This is a genomic window from Pseudomonas sp. SP16.1, assembly GCF_052682975.1.
This window is the reverse complement of sequence record NZ_JBQYFZ010000001.1, coordinates 4,263,359-4,282,685: the sequence shown is the minus strand read 5'-3', so window position 1 is coordinate 4,282,685 and position 19,327 is coordinate 4,263,359. Positions and strand designations below refer to the sequence as shown.

At 62.1% G+C, this 19,327-nt stretch carries 17 protein-coding genes and 3 pseudogenes; 9 read left to right on the top strand and 11 right to left on the bottom strand.

Annotated features, from left to right (window positions below; all coding sequences use genetic code 11):
* Positions 1 to 558: 558 nt before the first annotated feature.
* A complete protein-coding gene (locus ACUTAF_RS20215) occupies positions 559 to 804 on the bottom strand; it encodes an AbrB/MazE/SpoVT family DNA-binding domain-containing protein (protein WP_445581642.1) in 246 nt (81 codons plus the stop codon).
* Between the two features lie 570 nt (positions 805 to 1,374).
* Between ACUTAF_RS20215 and tnpA (ACUTAF_RS20210) the strand changes: the two are divergent.
* Positions 1,375 to 1,656 (top strand): annotated as a pseudogene (gene tnpA / locus ACUTAF_RS20210) (IS66-like element accessory protein TnpA); the annotation flags it as partial.
* A 5-nt stretch (positions 1,657 to 1,661) separates the two neighbouring features.
* Positions 1,662 to 1,985, top strand: coding sequence for an IS66 family insertion sequence element accessory protein TnpB (tnpB, locus tag ACUTAF_RS20205; protein WP_397498023.1), 324 nt, complete (start codon positions 1,662 to 1,664; stop codon positions 1,983 to 1,985).
* Between the two features lie 315 nt (positions 1,986 to 2,300).
* Here tnpB and ACUTAF_RS20200 read toward each other — a convergent pair.
* Positions 2,301 to 2,813: pseudogene (locus ACUTAF_RS20200) on the bottom strand (IS1595-like element ISAchd1 family transposase); the annotation flags it as partial.
* A gap of 127 nt (positions 2,814 to 2,940) precedes the next feature.
* On the opposite strand from ACUTAF_RS20200, the gene tnpA (ACUTAF_RS20195) reads away from it, so the two are divergent.
* Positions 2,941 to 3,372, top strand: coding sequence for an IS200/IS605 family transposase (gene tnpA / locus ACUTAF_RS20195; protein ID WP_445581641.1), 432 nt, complete (start codon positions 2,941 to 2,943; stop codon positions 3,370 to 3,372).
* Positions 3,373 to 3,534: 162 nt separating this feature from the next.
* Here the strand turns inward: tnpA (ACUTAF_RS20195) and ACUTAF_RS20190 are convergent, their stop codons facing one another.
* The 5 genes from ACUTAF_RS20190 to ACUTAF_RS20170 form a co-directional block, all read right to left on the bottom strand.
* Positions 3,535 to 4,581 carry an Ldh family oxidoreductase gene (locus ACUTAF_RS20190; protein ID WP_397498022.1) on the bottom strand — a complete coding sequence of 349 codons (1,047 nt, stop codon included), beginning with the start codon at positions 4,579 to 4,581 and terminating at the stop codon, positions 3,535 to 3,537.
* Positions 4,578 to 6,113 (bottom strand): tripartite tricarboxylate transporter permease, encoded by a 1,536-nt coding sequence (locus ACUTAF_RS20185; protein WP_445581640.1) that lies wholly within the window; start codon positions 6,111 to 6,113, stop codon positions 4,578 to 4,580. Before ACUTAF_RS20185 ends, ACUTAF_RS20190 begins: the two co-directional genes overlap by 4 nt.
* Before the next feature lie 10 nt (positions 6,114 to 6,123).
* Positions 6,124 to 6,576 (bottom strand): tripartite tricarboxylate transporter TctB family protein, encoded by a 453-nt coding sequence (locus ACUTAF_RS20180; protein ID WP_445581639.1) that lies wholly within the window; start codon positions 6,574 to 6,576, stop codon positions 6,124 to 6,126.
* A 66-nt stretch (positions 6,577 to 6,642) separates the two neighbouring features.
* Positions 6,643 to 7,626 carry a tripartite tricarboxylate transporter substrate binding protein gene (locus tag ACUTAF_RS20175; RefSeq protein ID WP_445581638.1) on the bottom strand — a complete coding sequence of 328 codons (984 nt, stop codon included), beginning with the start codon at positions 7,624 to 7,626 and terminating at the stop codon, positions 6,643 to 6,645.
* Between the two features lie 155 nt (positions 7,627 to 7,781).
* Positions 7,782 to 8,738 (bottom strand): LysR family transcriptional regulator, encoded by a 957-nt coding sequence (locus ACUTAF_RS20170; RefSeq protein WP_013713423.1) that lies wholly within the window; start codon positions 8,736 to 8,738, stop codon positions 7,782 to 7,784.
* Positions 8,739 to 8,897: 159 nt separating this feature from the next.
* On the opposite strand from ACUTAF_RS20170, the gene ACUTAF_RS20165 reads away from it, so the two are divergent.
* Positions 8,898 to 10,079, top strand: a complete 1,182-nt coding sequence (locus ACUTAF_RS20165) for a fumarylacetoacetate hydrolase family protein (protein WP_445581637.1) — start codon at positions 8,898 to 8,900, stop codon at positions 10,077 to 10,079.
* A 3-nt stretch (positions 10,080 to 10,082) separates the two neighbouring features.
* Here ACUTAF_RS20165 and ACUTAF_RS20160 read toward each other — a convergent pair whose 3' ends face one another.
* On the bottom strand, positions 10,083 to 11,015 hold the full coding sequence (locus tag ACUTAF_RS20160) for a LysR substrate-binding domain-containing protein (RefSeq protein ID WP_397498019.1): 933 nt from the start codon (positions 11,013 to 11,015) through the stop codon (positions 10,083 to 10,085).
* A gap of 162 nt (positions 11,016 to 11,177) precedes the next feature.
* Between ACUTAF_RS20160 and ACUTAF_RS20155 the strand changes: the two genes are divergently transcribed.
* Positions 11,178 to 12,317, top strand: a complete 1,140-nt coding sequence (locus ACUTAF_RS20155) for an iron-containing alcohol dehydrogenase (protein WP_397498018.1) — start codon at positions 11,178 to 11,180, stop codon at positions 12,315 to 12,317.
* Between the two features lie 8 nt (positions 12,318 to 12,325).
* Here the strand turns inward: ACUTAF_RS20155 and ACUTAF_RS20150 are convergent, their stop codons facing one another.
* The gene (locus tag ACUTAF_RS20150; RefSeq protein WP_317527425.1) at positions 12,326 to 13,270 is read right to left on the bottom strand and encodes a LysR family transcriptional regulator; all 945 of its coding nucleotides are present in this window, start codon (positions 13,268 to 13,270) and stop codon (positions 12,326 to 12,328) included.
* 123 nt (positions 13,271 to 13,393) lie between these two features.
* Between ACUTAF_RS20150 and araD1 the strand changes: the two genes are divergently transcribed.
* The 3 genes from araD1 to ACUTAF_RS20135 all read left to right on the top strand — a co-directional run bounded on the left by araD1 (position 13,394) and on the right by ACUTAF_RS20135 (position 17,588).
* Positions 13,394 to 14,395 (top strand): AraD1 family protein, encoded by a 1,002-nt coding sequence (gene araD1 / locus ACUTAF_RS20145; RefSeq protein ID WP_445581636.1) that lies wholly within the window; start codon positions 13,394 to 13,396, stop codon positions 14,393 to 14,395.
* A 217-nt stretch (positions 14,396 to 14,612) separates the two neighbouring features.
* Entirely contained in the window at positions 14,613 to 16,196 is a 1,584-nt protein-coding gene (locus tag ACUTAF_RS20140) for an aldehyde dehydrogenase (NADP(+)) (RefSeq protein ID WP_445581635.1), read from the top strand.
* Positions 16,197 to 16,301: 105 nt separating this feature from the next.
* Entirely contained in the window at positions 16,302 to 17,588 is a 1,287-nt protein-coding gene (locus ACUTAF_RS20135) for an OprD family porin (protein ID WP_397498016.1), read from the top strand.
* 47 nt (positions 17,589 to 17,635) lie between these two features.
* Here the strand turns inward: ACUTAF_RS20135 and ACUTAF_RS20130 are convergent.
* Positions 17,636 to 18,019 (bottom strand): annotated as a pseudogene (locus tag ACUTAF_RS20130) (alpha/beta hydrolase); the annotation flags it as partial.
* Between ACUTAF_RS20130 and ACUTAF_RS20125 the strand changes: the two are divergent.
* Positions 17,953 to 18,258, top strand: coding sequence for a hypothetical protein (locus ACUTAF_RS20125; protein ID WP_317527421.1), 306 nt, complete (start codon positions 17,953 to 17,955; stop codon positions 18,256 to 18,258). The pseudogene ACUTAF_RS20130 and the gene ACUTAF_RS20125 sit on opposite strands and share 67 nt — an antisense overlap.
* A gap of 24 nt (positions 18,259 to 18,282) precedes the next feature.
* Here the strand turns inward: ACUTAF_RS20125 and ACUTAF_RS20120 are convergent, their stop codons facing one another.
* Entirely contained in the window at positions 18,283 to 19,257 is a 975-nt protein-coding gene (locus tag ACUTAF_RS20120) for an IS1595-like element ISAchd1 family transposase (RefSeq protein ID WP_445581634.1), read from the bottom strand.
* Positions 19,258 to 19,327: the final 70 nt, after the last annotated feature.

The window sequence follows — 19,327 nt, the reverse complement described above, 5'->3', positions numbered from 1 at the left end:
GTCCACAGCATGGAAGCTCGGCTGCTCGGGGCTCAAGAGTCAGCGTGAGGGTTTTTTCGGCGGAATGGCTGCAGGCTACGACGTCGTAGCCTGGCCAGAAGGCAGCAAGATCAATAGGATGCACGGCGACAGCAGGGACAGGTGAAGGGTGTGTTTGGCGACTGCCAATTTACCTGCTTCCCTGTCTGTCAATCCGCTCTTCCCCACGATCCCGCGAAGAACCAAATATTTCGGTCTCGCGCTCGAAGGCAAGCTCACAAGCGAGGAGCTTTTCCTCGCCTGATAACTCTTTATCGCTGACCAACGAGAACACTCTCGCTGAATCTACGCCTGTCCTGTCCCTTCGAGAGCGAAGTAAAGCGCGTACAAGAGATATGCATGCAGTGCAGGCAGCGCGTTATTGATTCTGTTGGCTCTTTCTTGGTTGGTCATTATTGTTCCCCCGCAACCCAAGAGTGCGCAGGCTACCAAATTTAGCGATGCTTTTCTGGTGGAAGACTCTGCCCTCGCGGGGGCCAATGCCGTGCAACATGAGTCGAGATTAATACCGCAGCTAGCTCACTTGTCCTTGGCTTTTATCTCGGCGGAGACTTTTCCAAACGACTCCCAATGGCCAACCAGCTCATCCACGCGATCAGGAATGCGCGGTGACTTACTGAGCACTAGGCAGCGGGTCGTGCCCACATACTCCTCAAGGAGGTAGAGCGTATCTCTGACGTCGACGCCCATCTCTTGCAGAACGTCGTCGGGTAGGCGAATAGCACCGTCGCCGTCCCAGTCCTCAATCACTACATGATTCCGCATCTCGACCTCAGGCAGCGGCTGAATGAAGCGTCCGCAGGGGGAGGCAACGGCGAGCCGATGCCAACGAAGTCCCGTGGCGCAGGTCGACAGAATAGCAAAAAGCTCTCGGGCTCAGAGCGTTGTAACGACGCCCCCCTCACCTCAGCCGCAGCTTCTGACATTTGAACTCGCTCCGAGCCTGCCAGGCACCATCGCCCTTAATGGGCAGGAAATCCCGCAATACCACCGGGGAAATTCACTATCCCCATGCCGCACCCAGCTAATCCACCAGCAGCTCACTGATAGGTCATCGAGACTTCGCTCTATAGCCACCGTGGTTGCACTGGATTGCCGCTGCATGCCAATGTCAGTCCCGCAAAAACCACTGAGCTGCCACATACGCTCACAGGGATCTCTTCGCCGAACTAGCCAAATACACCCTCGTGACGACAGAACCCTCCACCGAATCGCCAATATCTAGCATGCGCCCCCGGAATAAATCGTTAAACCTCGACTGGCCTGGCCTTTCACTCACTCTATTCAAATGACACCGCCCCTGCGGACCATTAAACGGAGCCCAAACCGTTCAAGGCCCAGGTTGTTCAGGAGTGCCTGCAACCTGGTGCGACCGTCTCCAGCGTGGCCATACGCCATGGCATCAACGCCAACGTCATTCGCAAGTGGCTACCGCTTTATCGGGATCAACTGCCAGCGGCGTTGCCGGCGTTCGTTCCTGCGAGGGTTACGCCCAAACGACCAGCTGAAGCAGCGGTGATTATCGAGCTACCGCTGGGCGCGCAATCGGTCACGGTGAAATGGCCAGCCTCCGATCCTGAAGGTTGCGCCCGCTTTGTCCGTGGGCTCGCCCAGTGATCCGCGTGGATAGTATCTGGCTCGCCACCGAACCCATGGATATGCGTGCGGGTACTGAAACCGCGTTGGCCCGCGTGGTGGCTGTATTCGGTGCGGCGAAGCCGCACTGCGCCTATCTCTTCGCCAATCGCCGCGCCAACCGCATGAAAGTGCTGGTGCATGACGGCGTGGGTATCTGGCTCGCCGCACGGCGCTTGCACCAGGGCAAGTTTCATTGGCCAGGCATCCGGCACGGCTCGGAAGTCGAACTCGACACCGAGCAACTTCAGGCTTTGGTGCTGGGTCTACCCCCCCATACCCCCCCCTGCGCAGCAACGCAGCGCGCCTAGGCGCTGGCTTGTGCGTCAATAAGTACCGACGCAGCACTGACGCACTGACGCACTGACGCAGGAATATGACTGGGTGGCTAGCGCTGGAGCTGAACTCGACAGATCCCTGATCGTGCCTGCGCTATAGACCAGCCCCGGCCAGCCTGTACCGAGCAGGTGCCGAGGCATGGGATCCGTTTCGCGGCAGAGTGGCAATTTACGTCGAGTACGGTTGAGGCAGATTGAGTTTTGACCGGAGAATCGAGGGGGCTCGGGGAGCTGGTCAAATTGCCGGAAATGTAACCCCGGTGTAACCCCGGGGTATAAACAAAAAGGCTATGTCTGAGTTAACTGTTGCATATCCCTATACCCCAACGCCTCTTTCAAGCAAATCAATGGGTTGAGCTGTGTTTTGTAGCGCTCAAGCAGGCGGCGCCAGCCCAGATAGTTCGTTAGGTACTTGGTGGCTACACCATGAAAAGGAATCATCCAGCTCTTGAGTCGGCTGTCGTAGGCATTCACGTTCTGGATGTGGAAAGCACCATCAACCCGTCGATTCTGGCTCGGGTTAATCGGTCGGTGAGTGATGCCTTCAACCTTGGCGAAATGGGCGTAGACACTTGCGCTGTCAGTACAGAGAATCGCATCCGCGTCTATCAGCGGGCGTAGCCGCTCCTCTATGTGCTGTGCATCCAGCTTTTCCAACTTGAAGTCTGCCTGCTGACCACTGCGATCTCTTACCACCAGCACAGGGATTTGCTCGGCAGACAGTCCGCGTCGTTTGGCGCTGCCACCGCGCCGACGAGGCGGTCGAGGCAGTTCGCGTTGCCCCTTGAAGGACTCCAGTGGGCTGGCGTCGCCTGCTTGAGCGCTACAAAACACAGCTCAACCCATTGATTTTCCATCGAAAGGTTAAAACCACCGGCTTTCAGCCGGTGAGCTTTAGCGCCACCATGCGGGGCTGGAGGGCAAGCGCATGGATTACAGATACGGCAGTCATACGGTCTACCAGATCGAGTATCACTTTGTTTGGGTGACTAAGTACCGATACAAGGTGTTCAGCGGTGAGGTTGCTGAGCGAGTGCGAGAGCTGGTGAGACAGACGTGCGAAGCATTTGAAATTCGGATTGTGAAAGGTGTGGTGAGCAAGGATCACGTGCATATTCTGGTGAGCAGTCCGCCGAATTTGGCGCCGAGTGAGATCATGAGGCGGATCAAGGGGCGTACGGCGAGCAAGCTTTTCGAGGAGTTTCCCCATCTGAAAAAGCGCTATTGGGGGCAGCATTTTTGGGCTCGCGGGTACTTTTGCGCGACGGTTGGGCAGATGACGGAAGAGATGATCAAGCAGTATCTGGAGCATCATTTTGAGCCGAGCCCGAACGATAATTTCAGGATGGAGCCTGACTGATCCGACGCGTCGTTCAGTCGACGCGTATCCGGACTTTCAGTCCGTAAGTCACTAACCCACCGACTTCAGTCGGTGGTTGTTGAGTTGCTTGAAAGAGGCGTTGGGGTATAGGGATATGCAACAGTTAACTCAGACATAGCCTTGTTTAACCGATCGGAGCAATCAGAACGGCCAATCGCTGCCGGCCTCGTTGGCCGCGGTGCGCAACGCCGCCAGCACATCCTCCGGCAGCTCCAGCCCCTGCTCGAAGGCCTTGGCCCGGCGCGCGATACCGGCATGACCCGGCATACGCACCGGGCTCTGCGCCACGCGCGGGCGGCTTTCCAGACAGGCCGCGACGAAGTGATCCATCTCTGCTTTCAGCTCATCGACGCCACCGAAGAACACCGGGTCGAAGGTCAGCACGGTGACGGCGGCGCCCCACTGCTTGACGCCGTCCTTGCGGCCGAAGCCGCCCAGGCCGGCGGTCAGCGCTTCCACCAGGGTGCCGAGGGCGAAGCCCTTGTGGCCGAACTCCAGGCTGCCCAGGGGCAGGATGGCGCCCGGCGGCGTGGCGAAGAAGGTCGCGGTGTCGCGCGTCGGCTGGCCGTCCTGGTCGATCAGCGCGGCGTGTTCCAGCTGGCCGCCGGCCTGGTGGGTCTTGTTGACCAGGCCGTTGGTGATGGTCGACATGCTGACGTCGATAAGCACCGGCTTGTCCCCGGTGGGAATGCCGATGCCGAGCGGGTTCGGCGTGTACACCGGGTCCAGCCCGCCGTGCGGCGCCACCGAGGCCACGGCCGGGTCGGAGGTGAGCACCAGCGGAATCAGGTTCTGCTCGGTATAGCGTTGCAGGTAGGCGGCCAGGCAGGCGATATGGTGCGAGCGGCGAATGGTCGCCACACCGATACCGAAGGTGCGGGCGGCTCGGGCGGTGAAGTCCAGCGCCTGTTCCACGCAGTAGGGGCCGAGCAGGTAGTCGGCGTCGTAGAGCACCGCCGCCGGGCTCTGGCGCACGACCTGCAGGCTGGCGGCCTGGCCCTTGGCGTGACCGTTGCGCAGATCGCGCAGATAGCCCTGGGCCAGTTTCACGCCGTGGGTGTGGTGGCCGAGCAGGTCGCCTTCCACCAGCACCCGGCTGACCACGCTGGCCACTTCCGGGCTGACGTCGGCGTCGAGGAACAGTCGCTCGACGAAGCGCTCGAGTTGTTGCGGGGCGATACGGCTCATTCGATGGCTTCCTTGGTCGGGGGGAGGGGGCCGGGGTAGCGTGTGCGCCAGAGCTTGGCGAGCAACGGGAACAGGGCGATCAGCAGCACCAGCAGCGCCAGGCCGATGCTGATCGGCCGTTCGACGAAGGCCAGCAGATTGCCGTTGGCCTTGATCATCGAGGTCATGAAATTGCTTTCCAGAATATTGCCCAGCACCAGGCCCAGGATCGCCGGGGCGATGGGGAAGTCGGCGCTGGCGATCAGGTAGGCGACCACGCCGCAGATCAACATGATCCACACGTCGGTGATGCTGTTGTTGATGGCGAAGGCGCCGACGATGCAGAAGCACAGGATGATCGGCATCAGCACGCGGGTTGGCGTGACGGCAAAGACGTGGGCGCTGCGAATCGCCAGGTAGCCGATGGGGATCAGGATCAGGTTGGCGACGAAGAATGCGGTGAACAGACCGTAGGCCATGGCGCTGTTGTCCATGAAGATGGTCGGGCCGGGGTTCATGCCCTTCATGTACAGCACGCCGATCACGATGGCGGTGATCGAGTCGCCGGGAATGCCGAACACCAGAGCCGGCACCCAGGCACCCGCTACCGCAGCGTTGTTCGCCGAGCCGGCGTCGACCAGACCCTCGATATGACCTTTGCCATAGGCTTCGGGCGTCTTCGAGCGTTTCTTGCTGACGGCGTAACAGATCCAGGCGGCGATGTCCGCGCCGGCACCCGGCAGTGCGCCGATGAAGGCGCCCAGGCTGCTGCCGCGGATCACGTTCTTCCAGTAGCGCTTGAGGTGCATCGGCACCAGGCCGAAGACGCTGCCGCTCTGGGGGGCGATGTCCTGGGCCGAGCCGTTGTCATTGGCCTTGTCCCGCGGTTGAGCGTAGAGCTTCATGACCTCGTACATGGCGAAGAAACCGATCATCACCGGAATGAAGTTGATCCCGGCCATCAGGTCCGGCACGTCGAAGGTGAAGCGCGGCGCACCGGTGACCAGGTCCAGGCCGACGGTGGCCAGCAGCAATCCAACCAGCAGTGACAGGAATCCCTTGATCGCCGAACCGGTGGAGATGAACACCGCGCTGCCCAGGCCGAGCACGGCCAGCCAGAAGTATTCGAAGGAGCTGAAGTTCAGCGCGAACTCGGCCAGCGAAGGCGCAATCATCACCAGCACCAGGGTGCCGGTCAGACCGCCGATCACCGAGCAGGTGACGTTTACCCCCAATGCTTCGCGGGCACGACCCATGCGCCCGAGCGCGGCCGAGTCGGCGACGTAGGCCGCTGATGCCGGTGTGCCGGGGATGTTCAGGTAGGTGCCGGGGATGTCGCCGGCGAAGATCGCCATGGCCGCAGTGGTGATGATCGCGGCGATGGCGGCAGTGGGCTCCATGGCGAAGGTGATGGGCACCAGCAACGCAACGGCCATGGTCGCCGAGAGGCCTGGAATGGCGCCGACGAAAACGCCGAACAGCGCTGCGATGATGATCACAAACAGCGTCTGAAAATTGAAAACGAGCAAGATGCCGTCGAGTAGTTCGTTCATGCGTGTTTCCTCAGAAACCCAGAGGGCCGACGGGCAAAGGGACCTTGAGCAGGTGGCCGAAGGACAGGCTGATAGCCGCCGTGGCCAGCGCAGCGATGACGATGGCGGGCAGTACGCGAACACCGCGTTGCACAAGCAGCACCAGCATGATCAGCAGCATCATCGTGGCCGCGCCCAGCACGTCGCTGAGGTAGATGTAGGCCACCACCAGGATGCCCGGCAGAGTCACCGCGAAGCTGGGCAGGGGCAGGCGGGGTGTGCTTTGGTCCGGCCCACTGGTGCGCAGCTGGCGCAGGGCGCTGATGCTCAGCAGCAGACCGCCTACGGTCATGCCGATGGCAATCAGGGACGGAAAAAGGTCGGCCCCGTACTGCATGCCCGGTACGGCGGGGAACTCACGCGCGAGCAGCCATACGGTGATGCCAAGGGCGATGAAAATGATGCCGAACAGAAGGTCTTTCATGGTGCGTTCTCGAACCGCTGGAACAAAAGCATGCGACGCCCCGGCGGGGCGTCGCATCGGATGAAGTCACTTCTTCATGCCGATCTTTTCGATGATGCCGCCCATGTACGCGTTGTTGTCGACCAGGAATTTCTTGAAGTCCTCGCCCTTGTGCCATTCGACACCGAAACCCTGGCGCTTCATGAAGTCCTGGTAGAACTCGCTGTTGTAGGCTTTCTCCAGGGCGTCCTCGAGCTTGGCCACCACGGCCGGGTCCATGCCTTTGGGGCCGGCGACACCGCGCCACTCACCCAGCGAGTAGTCGCTGCCGATGCTTTCCTTGATCGTCGGGATATCCGGGAAGGCCGGGTTGCGCTCGGGGGAGAGAATCGCCAGGCCCTTGGCCTTGCCGGCTTCGATCATCGAGTGGGCTTCGGGTACCGAGGACGGGACGAGTTCGATGCTGCCAGCGGCCAGTTCGACCATGGCCGGAGCGGCGCCCTGGCTGGGAATCCAGGTGACCTTGTTGGGCTCGATGCCGCGATCCATCAGCAGGCCAGCGAAGGCCACATGCCAGATGCCGCCCAGACCGGTGCCGGAAGCCTTGAAGGTGCCCTTCGGCTTGTCGGCGATGTCCTTCAGGAGCTCTTCGACGTTGCTGTACGGCGCATCGGCGCTGACCTGTACGCCCGGGTAGTCGTAGTTGGTCATGGCCAGGGGCGTGAAGTCCTCGTGGGTGATCTTGGTCAGCCCCTGCCAGTGCATCATGTTCAGCTCACCGGTCACGAAGCCCAGGGTGTAGCCGTCGGGTTTGGCGCTGGCCATCACCGTGTGGCCCACCACGCTGCCACCGCCGGGACGGTTGACCACGTTGATGGTGACGCCCAACTCTTTCTCCAGCGCCGTGGCGATACCACGTGCGGCAGAGTCGCTGCCGCCACCGGCGGCCCACGGCACGATCAGTTGGATGGGTTTGTTCGGGTATTCGGCCATGGCTGCCACTGGGGCGCCCAGAAGGGAAAAGCCAAGGGCGAGGCTGAGCGGGCGCAGCAGAGTGCTTAGCTTGATCATGAAAGGTCACCTATTGAAGTTATTTTGAGTGAGGTGCAGCTAGGTTCCGCTTGAACGAGTCGGCCAGGCAGATGGCACGGCGTGGAATCAAAGCCAGGCCGAAACTAGGCAACTATGGGGGAGGAGTCTAATGAGGCTTTTTCATCGAGTCATAACTAGGGGTTATTCGCTGATGATTCGTCGCGAATGGCTGCCCGCAACGCCTCTATGAAGTCGCGGACTGCAGAGGATATGGGCTCGTCCTTGCGCAGCAGCACACCGTAGGCGAGCGGCGGCGGCGCCAGGTTTGTCTGTACCTGTTTCAGGCTGCCGTCGAGCAGGTTCTGCCGCACCACGGCTTCCGGCAGCAGGGCCAGGGTGTCGCTGTTGCACAGCAGTTTCAGCGTGGTTTGCACGGAGGTGGTTTCGATGCTGTTCGCTGGCGGGTTGACCCCGGCGTCGCTGAACGACTGCTCCAGCGATTGGCGCAGCGGGGTGTTGAGCGGGTAGAGCACCCAGGGCCATTCGGTCAGTTGCGCCGGGCTGACGCGTTGCCGCGCGCAGAGCGGGTGTTCGGGGCGGGCGATGAGCAGGAAGGGCTCTTCGGCCAGCGCGGTGAAATCGAAGCGCTGGCGCTGCGGATGATCGGTGAAGCGCCCGACCACCAGGTCCAGCTGCTTGTGCTCCAGCAACTTGAGCAGATGGTCACTGGTGTCCTCCAGCAGTTCGATGGTCAGCAGCGGGCGCCTGCCTTTCAGGCGCAACAGGGTTTCAGGCAGGGCGTGGGCAGTGGCGGCGAAGATGGCGCCCACCTTGAGGTAGCCATGGCCGCCCTGGCGCAGGCTTTCCAGGCGATAGCTGAAGGTCTGGCAATCATTCAGGGCGCGCTGTGCATAGGCGATCACTTCCGCGCCCAGCTCGGTTGCCGGCAGTTCGCGGTTGAGACGTTCGAACAGGGTGAAGCCGAACTGGTTCTCGATGTCGCGCAGCATCTTGCTCACCGCAGGCTGGCTCAGCCCCAGCTGCTGGGCGCTGCTGTGCATGTTGCCGGTGCGGGCCAGGCTGTCGATCAAGGCCAGGTGGCGATAGCGCAGCCAGTTGTGAAGCGTCGGGAGATTGCCGGTTTGGCTCATGACGGATGTGCTCAGAAAGACTCGATAACCGGATCATATCGCGTACTGACTAATAGTCATTGGTGGTTATCGCGATTGGGGGGATAAGGTCGGCCGGCCTGACTGCACCACTGGGTGCCCATGCAGGCATCCCCTTCGCATAACAAGACGGACACTGCCATGTCACATGCTCTCAGCCTTTCGCCCAGTAACACCTTGCCATCAGACGGCCTGCGCGGAACCCTCGTCGGCCGGGCCTGGCTGCCCGGAGAGCACGCGGGGCCTGCGCCTATCCTGCTGCGTGAAGATGGCGTCTACGATCTTTCCACTCTCGCGCCGACCCTCAGCGGGCTGTTCGAGCGCGAGCAGTTGTTGGCCAGTCTGGCGAGCGTTGGCGGCAGCCCGTTGTGCAGCGTCGAGGCATTGCTGTGCAACAGCGGTGCTGATTTCAATCCACAGCTGCCCAGCCTGCTGGCGCCGGCCGATCTGCAAGTGCTCAAGGCTGCCGGCGTCACCTTCGCGTCCAGCATGGTCGAGCGTGTGATTGAGGAGCGCGCCGGTGGTGACGCCAGCCTGGCCGAAGGTGTGCGAGCCAAGGTCAGGCAGGTACTGGGTGACGATTTCGCCAGCATCAAGCCGGGCTCGGAGAAGGCCCAGCAGGTCAAGGCGCTATTGCAGGAGCAGGGCCTGTGGTCGCAGTACCTGGAAGTCGGCATCGGCCCGGATGCCGAGATTTTCACCAAGGCACCGGTACTGGCTGCCGTTGGCAGCGGGGCGGAGATCGGCATTCATCCCGGCTCGGTGTGGAACAATCCGGAGCCGGAGGTCGTGCTGGCCGTCAACAGCCGTGGCGAGGTGCTGGGTGCAACCCTGGGTAACGACGTCAACCTGCGGGATTTCGAAGGCCGCAGTGCCCTGTTGCTGAGCAAGGCCAAGGACAACAATGCCTCATGCGCCATCGGCCCGTTCATCCGCCTGTTCGACGATACCTTCAGCCTCGATGATGTGCGCAACACGGTGGTTCGCCTGCGCGTCGAGGGCACTGACGGCTATGTGCTAGAAGGCACCAGCTCCATGGACAAGATCAGCCGCGATCCGCTGGATCTGGTCGGCCAGGCGCTCAACCGCAATCACCAGTATCCGGATGGCTTCCTGTTGTTTCTCGGCACCCTGTTCGCGCCGACCGAGGATCGTGATGCGCCGGGTGGCGGCTTCACCCACAAGCTCGCCGATCGGGTGATCATCAGCAGTGAGCAACTGGGCGCCCTGCACAACAGCGTCAACCACAGCGACAAGGCGCCGGTCTGGCAATTCGGTCTCAACGCGCTGATCAACAACCTGGCGGCACGCGGCCTGGTCTGATGCTCAGGTGTTGCCCTGCGCCGGTGTGAGCTGCTCGATGAACAGGCGGCTGATCGAAGACAGGCTGACACCGCGCCGGGTGATCAGCTGATACGGCTCGCTGCGGCTCTTCAGTTGCAGCGGCAGGATGCAGGTCATGCCGAAACCGGTGCAGAAGCGCGCCACGTCTGTCGACAGCAGGGCGACCAGTTCCGGGTTCTTCTGCAGCAGCGACAGGGTGGTGAAGGCCGAGGTGGTTTCCAGCAGGTGCAACGGGAAGCGTAGCCCCGCCTGCTGGAATTCCCGCTCCAGTGAAAGGCGCATCGGCATGTTGGCCGAGTAGACCACCCAGCGGCTGTCAGCCAGCTCGGCCAGTTCCAGTTGCGCGCGGCCGGCCAGCGGATGATCACGGTTGGCGACCACGGCCAGGGTTTCGTCACGCACGTCGATGCAGTCGTATTGCTCCGGCTGGCGGCTGATGCTGGTACGACAGATCGCCAAATCCAGACGACCCTGGTCGAGCAGGCTGAGCAGGCGCGCACTGGTGTCTTCGACGATTTCCACTGAAAGATCCGGGTGCTCCTCCAGCAGCCGGGTCAGCGCATCCGTCATGAACGGCACTGCGCCCATGATCACGCCGACCGACAGTCGTCCGCCGTGGCCCTGGAGAATACCCAGCATTTCCTCGCGCAGATGGGTCAGGTCGGTCTGGATCAGCTTGGCATAGCGAATTGCGCAATGCCCCAGCTCGTTGGCCTCCAGGCCGCGGTTGGTGCGTACGAAAAGCGGCGCGCCCAGCGTGGTCTCTATTTCCTGCAGCGCCTTGGTTGCCCCGGGTTGGCTGATCGATACCAGTTCCGCGGCTTTGATCAACGAGCCCTGCTCGCCAAGGGCGATCAGTAGACGCAGTTGGCGGAAGCGCAGGCGGGAAAAAATGGAGGACACCGATGGCAGCATATATAGCTTTCCCTTATAGCAGTATCAGCGCCTCTCATTAGTCAGGGGCGCCTCTATCTCATAGTTTGTCAGGGTGGCAAGGCTATCCGTGAGAGTGTCCGAGTGATCTTACTCGACGTTTTCCGCTGCCTGCTATTACAAAAAACAAAGCAGAGGCTTCCCATGGCACTTATTAACTACCTCACCCAAGTCCAGTTCGGTTACGACGCCCTCGGCCAGTTGGCTGCCGAGTGTCAGCGCATTGGTATCACTCGGCCCTTTATCGTCACCGATACCGGGGTGCGTGCTGCAGGTATCGTCGACAAGGTGCTGGCGCAACTGGCCGAGCCCGCCGTTGCCGAGGTATTCGACCAGACGCCGCCGAACCCGAATGAAGGTGTGGTGCGTGCTGCGGCTGCGCGTTATCGCGATGGCGGCTTCGACGGCATCATCGCGGTCGGTGGCGGTTCTTCCATCGACCTGGCCAAGGGTGTTGCCGTATGCGGCACCCATGAAGGCCCGCTGAAGCAGTTCGCCGTCATCGAAGGTGGGCTGACCCGCATCACCGCCGCCACCGCGCCGGTAATCGCCATCCCCACCACCGCCGGCACCGGCAGCGAAGTCGGTCGTGGCGCCATCCTGATTCTCGATGATGGGCGCAAGGTCGGTGTCATCTCGCCCTACCTGATCCCGCGTTCGGCGATCTGCGATCCCGAACTGACCCTCGGCTTGCCGGCGCAACTGACCGCTGCCACGGGCATGGATGCCATCGCCCACTGCCTGGAAACCTTCATGGCGCCGGCGTTCAACCCACCCGCGGACGGCATCGCCCTGGATGGTTTGTGGCGCGCCTGGCGGCACATCGAGCGTGCAACCCGTACCCCCGGAGATCGCGAGGCGCGGCTGAACATGATGAGCGCCTCGATGCAGGGCGCCCTGGCCTTCCAGAAGGGCCTGGGTTGCGTGCACAGCCTCAGCCACTCCCTCGGTGGCATCAACCCGAGGCTGCACCATGGCACCCTCAACGCGGTATTCCTGCCGGCGGTGATCGCCTTCAACGCGCAGTCCGATTCGGTACGCGACGAGCAGAAGCTGCAGCGCATCGCGCAGGCCATGGGCTTGGGTAGCACCGAGGAAATCATTCCGGCGATCCGCGAGATGAATCGTCGCCTCGGCATGCCGGCGGGTCTGGCAGAGATGGGCGTGGATGAGTCGATGTTCCCGGCGATCATCGAAGGGGCGCTGGCCGACCATAGCCACAAGACCAACCCGCGTCTGGCGAGTGCTGAGGACTACGCCGAGTTGCTGCGCCAGTCAATGTGAGGGGCGGTCTATGCGCCTTCGTAGAGGGCGTCCTGCTCGCTGCGCAGGTGTTCCAGCAGCAGACTCGCCAGTGGTGACAGGCTGCTGCCGCGGCGATGGATGATCGAGCATGGCTCGTTGCGCGCCTGCAGCTCCAGGGGCAGGCGGCGCAACAGGCCGAATCCCTCGCTTGAGCAGGCGATGGAGTAGGGCATCACCGCCACCAGCTGTGGGTCCTCCTGCAGCAGGCTGAGCATGGTGAAGGTCGACGAGGTTTCCAGCGGGTAGCGGGGAAACTCCAGGCCGGCCTCGCCGAATTCACGCTCCAGCACCGTGCGCATCGGCGTGCCGGTGGGGTAGACCACCCAGCTGCAGTCGCGCAGATCGGCCAGGCTCAGCGCGGGGTTGCCCTGTTGCCGATGCTGCGGGGCGGCCACCAGCGCCAGGCGCTCGGCGTGCAGGCTCAGACACTCGTAGGCGTCCGGATGCTGGCTGCCACTGGTGCGGGCGATGGCCAGATCCAGGCGGCCTTCATCGAGCAGCTTGAGCAGTCGCGGGCTGATCTCCTCGACGATCTGCACGGAAATATCCGACTGCGCCTGGCGCAGCCGGGTGAGGGCGCGCAGAACCAGCGGCACCGAGCCGGCGATGGTGCCCACTGCCAGGTGACCACCATGGCCCTGGAGGATGCCCTGCATCTCGTCGTGCAGGTGTGCCAGGTCGTTGTGGATAAGGCGCGCGTAGCGGATCACGCAGCGGCCCATGTCATTGGCCTGCAGGCCCTGGGCCGTGCGTATGAACAGGGGCGTGCCGAAGGTGGTTTCGATCTCGTGCAGCGCCTTGGTCGCACCCGGCTGGCTGATGGCGATGCGTTCGGCGGCACGGTGCAGCGTGCCCAGTTCGTCGAGGGCGATCAGCAACCGCAACTGGCGGATGCGCAGGCGGGAAACGATATGGGTCAGTGGCTGCAGCATGGGGATGACGAAAAGTTATCACCTAATCAGAAGCTTTCATTAGGCAGCACTGCGGGCAATTTTTAAAGTGCTGGCCAAGCAACGCCGCAATGGCGGCGGAACAAGAACAACAGGAGTAGCGCAATGCGGTTGATTCAGTTTGAGAACGAACAGGGCCAGCGCCAGGTTGGCGTCGTCGGTGGCGTGCGCATCAGCGTGGTCAAGGGCGTTGCCACTACCCGTGAGCTGGCGTTGCAGGCGATCCGCAACGGCCATGGCCTGATCGCCGAGATCGAGCGCCTGGGCGTCGAGCCTGGCCCGGTCTATGCCGAACTGATTGAACAGAACCGCGTGCTGGCGCCGCTGGATCACAGCGACCCGGCTCACTGCCTGGTATCCGGCACCGGCCTGACCCACCTGGGCAGCGCCTCCACCCGCGACAAGATGCACCAGCAGGTCGAGGCGCAGCAGGCCGAAGGCAAGCTCACCGACACCATGCAGATGTTCCAGTGGGGCATGGCCGGCGGTCGCCCGGCTGCAGGCAGCGAAGGCGCACAGCCGGAGTGGTTCTACAAGGGGGACGGCAGCATCGTGGTTCGCCCCGGTGAGGACTTCCCGGTACCCGACTTCGCCGAGGACTTCGGTGAAGAGCCGGAGCTGACCGGCCTCTACGTGATTGGCGACGATGGCCAGCCGTATCGCATCGGCTTCGCGCTGGGCAACGAGTTCTCCGACCATGTGGTCGAGCGCAAGAACTACCTCTACCTGGCCCACTCGAAGCTGCGCTTCTGCTCCTTCGGCCCGGAAATGCTGATCGGCGAGCTGCCGCGTCACCTGTCCGGTATCAGCCGCATCCGTCGTGGCGACCAGGTGCTGTGGGAGAAGGAGTTCCTCTCCGGCGAGGACAACATGTGCCACAGCCTGGAGAACCTCGAGTACCACCACTTCAAGTATCGCCAGTTCCTGCGTCCGGGTGACGTGCACGTGCACTTCTTCGGCACTGCGACCCTGTCGTTCGCCGACGGCATCAAGGCGCAACCTGGGGATACCTTCGAAGTCAGCCTGGATGCGCTGGGCGAGCCGCTGCGCAACGGGATCAGCGTGCATGCGCCAGCGGTGAAGGTCGGCGGTGTACGTCAGCTGTAAGGATCTGCCAGGCCCGGCAGCACTGCTGTCGGGTCGAAATTCCGCTCGGCGGATTCGGATTGCGCCCTCACAAGGGGACGAATGCCGAAGTTATCACTTATCATACGTCTGACAACTGTATAGCCAGTTGCCAATCCCTGGCCCAAAAAGCCGGGGCCTCATTCATTTTCATTGTCCCTGGCGGCGACCCCGTCGCCCCACCTGACAGGAGAACGCCATGCTGAGTCTGACTGGCCACAATTACATTGGCGGTGAGCGCCGCGCTGCCGGCACCGTCGTGCACAAGAGCCTCGACGCCAGCAGCGGTGAAGCGCTGCCCTACACCTTCATCCAGGCCACAGTCGAAGAAGTCGACGCTGCTGCCCAGGCTGCCGCCGCCGCTTACCCGATTTACCGCAACCTGTCGGCCGAGCGCCGCGCCGAGTTCCTCGACGCCATCGCTGACGAACTCGATGCCCTCGGTGATGAATTCGTCGCTCTGGTCACCCGCGAAACCGCACTGCCGGCGGCCCGTATCCAGGGCGAACGTGGTCGTACAAGTGGCCAGATGCGTCTGTTCGCCAAGGTGCTGCGTCGTGGTGACTTCTACGGTGCGCGCATCGACCGCGCCCTGCCGGATCGCCAGCCGCTACCGCGTCCGGATCTGCGTCAGTACCAGATCGGTGTTGGCCCGGTTGCCGTGTTCGGTGCCAGCAACTTCCCGCTGGCCTTCTCCACCGCGGGTGGCGATACCGCCTCTGCGCTGGCTGCCGGTTGCCCGGTGGTGTTCAAGGCGCACAGCGGCCACATGGCCACCGCTGAGTGCGTGGCCGACGCAGTGATTCGCGCCGCCGAGAAAACCGGCATGCCCAAGGGCGTGTTCAACATGATCTTCGGTGGCGGCGTCGGCGAGATCCTGGTCAAGCACCCGGCCATCCAGGCTGTCGGCTTCACCGGTTCGCTGAAAGGCGGCCGCGCCCTGTGTGATATGGCCGCTGCCCGTCCACAGCCGATTCCGGTATTCGCCGAGATGTCCAGCGTCAACCCGGTGATCGTCCTGCCGGGCGCCCTGAAAGCGCGTGGTGCCACTGTCGCCAAGGAGCTGGCGGGCTCCGTGGTACTGGGCTGCGGTCAGTTCTGCACCAATCCTGGCCTGATCATCGGCATTCGCAGCGCCGAGTTCAGCGAGTTCGTCGCCGGCCTGGCCGATGCCATCGGCGCACAACCGGCACAGACCATGCTCAACGCCGGCACCCTGCGCAGCTACGCCAACGGTGTGGCGCAGCTCAAAGGCCATGCAAAAGTCAGCCACCTGGCGGGCAACGAGCAGGCCGGCAACCAGGCGCAACCGCAACTGTTCAAGGCTGACGTGAGCATGCTGCTCGAAGGCGACCATCTGCTGCAGGAAGAAGTCTTCGGTCCGACCAGCATCGTCGTCGAAGTGGCCGACAGCGCCGAGCTGACCCGTGCCCTGCAGAGCATGCACGGCCAGCTGACCGCGACCCTGATCGCCGAGCGTGCAGACCTGAGCGCCTTCCGCGACTTGCTGCCGCTGCTGGAAGTCAAAGCCGGTCGTGTGCTGCTCAATGGCTACCCGACTGGCGTTGAAGTCTGCGACGCCATGGTGCATGGCGGCCCGTACCCGGCGACTTCCGACGCTCGCGGCACTTCGGTCGGTACCCTGGCGATCCACCGCTTCCTGCGTCCGGTCTGCTACCAGAACTACCCGGACGAGGTACTGCCGGAGGCGCTGCAGAACGCCAACCCGCTGGGTATCCAGCGTCTGGTTGACGGTGTGCACACCCGTGATGCCCTGAGCTGAGTCTTTCAGCTCGACCCCATGATGCTGCGCCCGTCCCGGCGCAGCGTTATCCCTCGCGGTGCTTTGGCACCGCTTTTTTTAACCTGTCGAAGAGAACAACAAGATATGACACCTACTTTCTGCCGTACCCCACTGTTTGCCGCCTGTAGCCTGGTCAGCGCCATCGCTGCTCTACCTTTTGGCAATGTCCACGCCGCCGGCTTCGTCGAAGATGCCAAGGTCACCCTCGGCCTGCGCAACTACTACTTCAACCGCAATTACCTCAACGGCACCGACCCGCGAATTCAGGGCGAACTCCAGGGCCAGGCCGAAGGCTGGACGCAGAGCTTCATCCTCGATGCCCGCTCCGGCTACACCCAAGGCACCGTCGGCTTCGGCCTCGACGTGCTGGGCCTGTACAGCATCAAGCTGGACGGCAACCGTGGCGCCGCCAATACCCAGCTGATGCCGATCCACGATGACGGCCAGGCGGCTGATCAGTTCGGCCGTACTGCTGTGGCCGCCAAAGCCAAGCTCTCCAAGACCGAACTGAAGGTCGGCGAGTGGTTCGCCGTGCTGCCGATGCTGCGTGCCGACGACGGCCGCTCGCTGCCGCAAACCTTCCAGGGCGCACAGCTGACGTCCAACGAGATCGATGGCCTGACCCTGTACGGCGGCCAGTTCTGGAAGAACAGCCAGCGTAACGATGCCAGCCGCGAAGAGATGGCGTTCAACTCGGGCACTCCCTTTGGTCTCGTCGAGGGCGATGACTTCAACTTCGCCGGTGGTGAGTACCGTTTCAACGGCAACAACACCATGGTCGGCGCCTGGCATGCCCGCCTGGAAAACGTCTATCAGCAGAGCTACGTGCAACTGACCCACAGCCAGCAGGTTGGTGACTGGGTACTCGGTGCCAACCTGGGTTACGTCACCGGCAAGGAAGAAGGCTCGGCCAAGGCCGGCAACCTGGACAACAAGGTCTATCAGGGGGCGTTCACTGCCAAGACCGGCAACAACACCTTCATGGTTGCTTACCAGAAGCTCAGCGGTGATACCAAGTTCATGCGTGTCGACGGCACCAGCGGCGGCACTCTGGTCAACGACGGTTTCACCAACAGCTATGACAACCCGGAAGAGCGCTCCTGGCAGGTTCGCCATGACTACAACTTCGCCGGCCTCGGCATCCCCGGTCTGACCCTGATGAACCGCTACGTCAGCGGCGATAACATCAAGACCGCCAACCGTGACAACGCCGAAGAGTGGGGCCGCGAATCCGAGCTGGCCTACACCATCCAGGAAGGCACGCTGAAGAACCTGAGCATCCGCTGGCGCAACTCCGACGTGCGCCGCGACGTGGGCCAGGATCTGCACGAGAACCGTCTGATCATCAACTACCCGCTGTCGATCCTGTAAGACGAGCGCAGGGCGAGCAACCGCTCGCCCTGCGCTCACTCCCTCGTTCAACGCGCTGCCTGCGTCTTCTCCACCGCCTGAATGATCACCTTGGCTACATCGCTTGGGCGCGACTGCTGCGGTACGTGGCTGGCTGCGATCTCGGTGGTCTGCGCGCCGATCTTCTTGGTGAAGTCGCGTTGCATCTGCGGCACGATCATGCGGTCATCGCTGGCGACGAGGTACCAGGACGGCTTCTGCTTCCAGGCCGCGACGCTGGTGCGCTCATCGAACGCTGCCGCGCGTATCGGGCCTTGCGTGGTGGTCATCACCGCCGTCTGCGCGGCTGGCAGGTCCTGGGCGAAGTCGGCGGCCATGCCCTGCGGTGTCAGGTAGAGGAAGCCATTCTTGTCCGCAGCGATCTGGCTCGAACCCGGCGCGGTGGGGTAACCAGGCGCTGACCAAGCTCTTCCTGGAGACCCGTCCGGAAACCACGCCGAAACTGATTGGCGATGTGGTCGAGCAGATCGACAAAATCGTGAAAGTCACTCGTTTTGAAGGCTGGCAGAACTCCAACAGCGGCCCGCGTGAAATCCAGAAGGCTCTGATGCTGACCCTGGCGCAGTTTGGTTTGAGCAAGGACAAAAGTCTGTTTGAAAAGGCTTATGCCTATATTGAAGGTCATTACTGACCCAGCATGTAGCCAGCTGCAAGCTTACGCAGATAAACGAAAAGGCTCTGTCTGAGTTAGCTGTTGCATATCCCTATACCCCAACGCCTCTTTCAAGCAAATCAATGGGTTGAGCTGTGTTTTGTAGCGCTCAAGCAGGCGGCGCCAGCCCAGATAGTTCGTTAGGTACTTGGTGGCTACACCATGAAAAGGAATCATCCAGCTCTTGAGTCGGCTGTCGTAGGCATTCACGTTCTGGATGTGGAAAGCACCATCAACCCGTCGATTCTGGCTCGGGTTAATCGGTCGGTGAGTGATGCCTTCAACCTTGGCGAAATGGGCGTAGACACTTGCGCTGTCAGTACAGAGAATCGCATCCGCGTCTATCAGCGGGCGTAGCCGCTCCTCTATGTGCTGTGCATCCAGCTTTTCCAACTTGAAGTCTGCCTGCTGACCACTGCGATCTCTTACCACCAGCACAGGGATTTGCTCGGCAGACAGTCCGCGTCGTTTGGCGCTGCCACCGCGCCGACGAGGCGGTCGAGGCAGTTCGCGTTGCCCCTTGAAGGACTCCAGGAAGAAGGTTTCATCTGCTTCAACAATGCCTGACGCGTGCTGGGCCTGGTGATCGGCAATCCGCGAAAGAAACCTATGTCGCCACAGGAAAGCTGTGTTTTTGCTGACGCCACAATGAACGGCGGCCTTGCGCACGCTCAGGCTCTGGGTCAGTGCGTCCGCATAGTCTTGCCAGAGATGGCGCTTTCTCAGTCGCGCCATTGGGGTGCCCGTCAGGGCATTGCTGGTTTTACCGCAAACCTTGCAGCGGTATCGCGGCAAGTCACCACTGGAAGCCCAGGGGCGCAGTTCCCGCGATTGACAATGCGGGCAATGACTTGGGGCCTTGATTGCGTCCTGCGAGTGCCTGGCAGCTGGCAAGAGCTTGGATCTCAACTGGTCGCGTTGCTCTGGGTTGAGGCTGGAGAGCTGTGCCATCCACCGCGAAAACTGAACCGCTTTCATGATAGATCCCTCATGCTGGGAAAGATCACGATTCAGTTTAGACCACTGCAACAGCTAACTCAGACAGAGC